This window comes from Flavobacterium sp. GNP011, assembly GCF_056428925.1.
Genome location: NZ_JBWJVJ010000034.1, coordinates 1 through 5,484, shown reverse-complemented (window position 1 = coordinate 5,484; position 5,484 = coordinate 1). Strand labels below are relative to the sequence as shown.

Here is a 5,484-nt window from a genome sequence, read left to right as displayed (position 1 = left end):
ACAGTTTGACTTGTTCGTTGGCTCACATCCACAATCGTTTACAAGCTGTGATTCTCCATATCCTTTGGCTGTTAATCTATTTGCAGCTATACCGTTTTTTATCAACCATGCCATTGTTGCCTTGGCTCTTTTATCAGATAACGCTTGGTTGTAAGCAACAGTTTGTCTACAATCTGTATGGGATCTAATATCTACGGTCATCTTTGGGTATTGTTGCATGACAACTAATACTTTTTCAAGTTCAAAAGCCGCATCTTTTCGAATAAATGACTTGTCTAAATCAAAATAAAGAATTGGAATATCCAAGGTCTTAGCTAAGTCTGTACCGACTTCAACTGCTTTTTTTCGAGGCTCTAGGGCCAATGGACCTTGTGTTGCTCCAGAAATTTTTGCTATAGCAATCTTGTACTCTTTTGTTTCGTAATCTTGTTTTTCACCACGTAAATAATACGTTTTCCCACATTCAACCTCAAAGGTATAAGCTCCTGATGATGCTGTATTGATTTCTTTGATCAAATTAAAATTATTATCAAACAAACTCACTTTTGCATTTACCAAGACTAATCCAGCGTCTTGATCCTTTATTATTCCTTGAAGTACTTGTGCACATACTGGAACGGGAAATTTATTGAATCTATAAATATCATCAGATCCTAATCCACCCTCTCTATTAGAGGTTACAAATCCTTTTTTATCTTCTGCATCAATCACAAATGAAAAATCATCTTGAGTACTGTTTATAGGTGTTCCTAAGTTTTTTATAGTACTATCGGGAGTTTTTGATGATAAATCCATAACAAACACGTCTAAACCTCCAAGTCCTGGGTGGCCATCACTGGCAAAGTACATTTTGTTGTCTGCTGAGATATACGGAAAGGTTTCTCGTGACTCTGTGTTGATAGGTAATCCTAAATTCTCTGGTGTTCCGTAGGTGCCATTAGCATTAATGCTCACTTTAAAAAGATCCGATAAGCCCTTGGTACCTGGCATGTCTGATGCAAAATATAAGGTTTTCTCGTCTACACTCAAAGCTGGATGCGCTACACTATATTCATTACTGTTAAAAGGTAGCTCTTGTACATTGACCCATTTTCCGTTTTCGTTTGTGGCCTTGTAAAGCTTTAATAATATAATACGTCTACTGTCTTTTTGCTTTTTCCCGTTCAGGTAATTGTTACGCGTAAAATACATAGTTTGACCATCTTTAGTAAAAACGGGTGTAGACTCATGAAACCTGCTATTTATATTTTTATTGAAAACCTCTGGCTTGCCCATACTACCATCTGTACTTATCTGAGAACTGTACAAGTTGGTGAAAGATTCATTGTTCCACTTGAACACTTTCTTTGTTACTCCACCTGTATCTCGCGCCGAGGCAAAAAGTAAGGTGTTGTTGTAGTAAGCACTACCGTAATCTGAGTACGAAGAGTTGACTCCTGCATCAAAAATTTCATATTTTCCTGAATTTTCCTTGATGTCTTTTAAGTAATCGCGCTGACTTGCAAATAGTTTCCCACGCTGGTCTGTGGCTGATTTTGCAATGAATTGTTCTAGCATTTTATCGGCCTTAGCATAATTCCCTACGGCTTTTAATGATTGAGAATATCTGTAATAGTACTCTGGCTCTTGAGTGGGATTCATCTCAAAAAGTGCAGTGTACCACTTCTCTGCCTTGATCAAATCAGCAATGAAAAAATAGGAGTCTCCTAGTTTTTGAAACATTTTCTCGTCCTTGTAGCCTTTATCTGCAACTTTCTCATAAGTAGCTATAGCATCAACGTAAGAATAATTTTCGAAGTTTTTATCTGCGGTTGCCACTCCTTTTTTTTGTGTATACCCCATTACTGTTGATACTAAAAAAACTACACAGCATCCGAAATGTTTGGCGCTTAATTTCATAACGTTATATTAAATTAAAAGAATCTAGGTGATGTAATTTTATTATAAGTTTTGAATATTTCGTAACGAAGAAATATTTCATGTGATCCAGAATTGTAATTGGCAAGTCGTGTAGTTTCCATATCATATGCGTACCCAATAAACCACGAATCAGACACTTGAAAACCTACCATTCCACTCAATGCGGCACTCCAGCGGTAGGCGGCTCCTAATGTAAACTTGTCATTGATCAAAAAGTTAGCTGATAAATCTACTTGTAATGGTGCACCTTGAACAAGCTTTGTCATCATGGCAGGTTTGAACTTTAAATTGTAATCTAAATCAAATACGTGACCTGCTGTTAAGTAGAAGTTTACGCGTTCTCGGGCTATGTAAGAACTAGCTCCTACCCCTGCATACTTATCAAAATGCTTTGTCTCAAGTAAATTAGGCACAGAAAGTCCGATATAGCTTTTATCAGAATACAAATAAAGACCTATTCCAATATTAGGTGAAAACTTATTGTCTATATTATTCTCAAAACTATAGTCATTTGGATCGTATTGATTCAATTTGTCAAAATTGACGTTCAAAAGATTTGCTGATGCTTTCAATCCAAAAGAGAGCTTGAAGTCCTCTGAGGTATTGATATAGTATGAAAAATCAACAGATAGATTGTTCTCATCTGAAGGTCCTATCCTATCATTTATTATAGATACCCCTAGACCTAGTTTAGAATCATTGATCGGAGTATTAATCGAGGCTGTATTGGTTACAGGAGCACCTTCTAGACCTACCCACTGGGTGCGGTGTAGGGCAAAAATGTTCATGGACTGACGCGAACCTGCATAGGCTGGATTTATATTGATCGAATTGTACATATACTGTGTAAACTGTGCGTCTTGCTGGGCATTTACCATACCCGAGAGTAAGAGTACCATTACTACTACTAACTTTGTCTTCATATTGCTTCCATTTTTAAACTTATGAGCTTTATTTAATCAATTATCTATTTATATATAAGTATCCTGCTTTTTCGAAACTTGTAGTAGTACTATCTTTATATCTCAAGATATAATAATACGTTCCCTCTGGCAGCTCTTCATATTGTTTGATAGTTACTCTTCCTTCTGAAACTCCTCTAAAGGCTCTATCATCATTGTTGTAGGCTGTTCTTTCAAATACTAAAACTCCCCAACGGTTATATATCTCAACCTTGTTGTCACTATAACACTCAAGTCCTCTGATGCGGAAAACCTTATTATCTCCGCTTCCATTTGGTGCTACTGCATTGAACACTTTGATTACACACCCTTGAATAGCCAGTACAGTTGGCCTATCACTTAGCGTATTAGAATCATCTGACAAATCACTAACTACAACTCCTAGTGGTGTAACTCCTGTTGCAGTTGCTTGATTGGTTACGCTTCCTAAATTGATGTCGGCTTGTGTTAAACGATACACTCCTTGATAAGCTGTATTATTTGTCGATCCTACAGGCAATAAAGATATACTATTACCTGATAGTATCAAACCTGGTAAAACATCTGTCACCGTTACATTACTTAAAGGCGTATTCCCTAAATTAGATATCGTAAAACTATACGTAATGGTCTCTCCTGCTTGTGCAAAACCATCTGAATTTTCATCATTAAAAACGGCTGTTTTAACGATGGCTATTTGCGGTGTTTCGTTCACAACTACCGTTACTGTAGCCATTGTACAAATCAAAGGATTAGAGCCTGTTTCACATACTTGATACGTAATGGTATAGGTTCCTGCTACTGAATTTGGTGCTACAGTTAAGTTCCCGTTAGCATCTATACTTAATGGCCCATTTGTTACTGGTGTTACATCAGTATTGGCTGCTGTTGCTGGTGCTCCGTTAATGGTATCATTTGCTAACACGTTACCTCCTGTGGCTGGTATTGTATCATTATTAGCTACAAGAGCATTGTTTACAACTACTGTAGCTGTTGCTTGCTCACAATTTATTGGGATTGCACCTACTTCACATATTTGATAAACTATAGTATATGTGCCACTTGGAGTATTTGTTGCTACGGTTAAATTACCATCAGCATCTATACGCAATGGACCATTTGTTACTGGTGTCACATCAGTATTGGCTGCTGTTGCTGGTGCTCCATTAATGGTATCATTTACCGTTACGTTGCCTCCTGTAGAAGGAATGGTTACGTTATTGGCTGCAATTCGATTATTGATAACTACCGTTGCTATAGCTCGTGTACAATTCGCTGGTGTTGCCCCTACTTCGCAAATTTCATATTCTACATTGTAGGTCCCACTTGGCGTATTTGGAGCCACGGTTAAGTTTCCATCTGCATCTATACTCAATGGACCATTTGTCACTGGAGTAACATCGGTATTGGCTGCTGTAGCAGGCCCGCCATTTATCATATCGTTTGCTATAACATTTCCACCAGTACTTGGAAATGTATTGTTATTAGCAACAATGAGATTGTTTACTACTACTGTTACTGTGGCTGTGGTGCAGTTTGCAGGTGTCATTCCTGTTTGACAAATTTCATACACTATAGTATAAGTACCACTTGGCGTGTTTGGTGCCACTGTTAGATTCCCCTCTCCATCAATAGTTAATGATCCCGCGCTAACTGGAGTCACTACAATATTGGTAACTGTTGCTGTAGTACCATTAACGCTATCGTTTCCTAATACATTTCCTCCTGTTGATGAAAAAGTATCATTACTAGCAACTAATGGATTTACATAATTTACCATAACGGTAGCTGTTTGGCAGTTTACTGGAATTACACCCACTTCGCAAATTTGATACGTGATTGTATAGGTACCACTTGCTGTGTTTGGAGCTACGGTTAAATTACCATCAGCATCTATACTCAATGGACCATTTGTCACTGGCGTCACATCGGTATTGGCTGTAGTTACTTGTACACCATTTAATACGTCATTTGCCGTTACGTTGCCACCTGTTGATGGAATTGTATCATTATTGGCTACTAGCGCATCGGTTACTGCAGTAACGGTGATAGTCAAAGTAGCGCTATTGGATACTAATCCGTTATTATCGTTTACGGTGTAAGTGATTGGCGTAGCTGTTCCGTTGAAGTTCAATACCGGTGTAAAGGTTACTACTCCTGCGTTGTCTACTGTATACGTTCCTTCGCCTGCTACGGTGAATGTGGTTTGGATACCTGTTGTGGCTGGGTCCAAATCTACTGTAATAACATCAATAAATCCATCAAAATCAGTATCATTAGTCGTTACATTAATCATAACTGGTATGTCTTCATCTGTTATTGTAGTATCGTTTGTAGCTACTGGAGTAACATCATTATCCGTGATTGTTCCTGTAGCACTTACTGATCCGTTGTTGATGGTGAAGATTTCATTCGCTTCATCAATACTATCACCGCTGGTTGGTACAGCTACCGTTCCAGAGGTTGCTCCTGCTGGAACAAGGACTGTTACGTCTGTTGTCGTGTAATCAGCACTTCCTGCTGTTCCATTGGTCAAAGTGAATGTATAGCTTGTATCCACAGCAGATGGGTTGCTCAAAATAAAGTTGAACACTACGGCATCTCCCTCAATAGCATCAGCTGC

General features: G+C 38.2%; 3 protein-coding genes. All 3 read right to left on the bottom strand.

The genetic code is table 11. The features are described 5' to 3' along the window. Positions 1–1,899, bottom strand: a 1,899-nt coding sequence (locus AC061E_RS16360) for an OmpA family protein (protein WP_478287214.1), incomplete at its 3' end; no start/stop codon positions are given. A gap of 14 nt (positions 1,900–1,913) precedes the next feature. Next, positions 1,914–2,843: a PorP/SprF family type IX secretion system membrane protein gene (locus AC061E_RS16355; protein WP_478287213.1), complete on the bottom strand. Its 930-nt coding sequence runs from the start codon at positions 2,841–2,843 to the stop codon at positions 1,914–1,916. A 40-nt stretch (positions 2,844–2,883) separates the two neighbouring features. Then, the coding region (locus tag AC061E_RS16350; protein WP_478287212.1) for an Ig-like domain-containing protein at positions 2,884–5,484 on the bottom strand (2,601 nt) is incomplete at its 5' end.

Bases quoted from the DNA above. Each gene is read 5' to 3' on its own strand.
- AC061E_RS16355 (WP_478287213.1), bottom strand. From the start codon at position 2,843: ATGAAGACAAAGTTAGTAGTAGTAATGGTACTCTTACTCTCGGGTATG.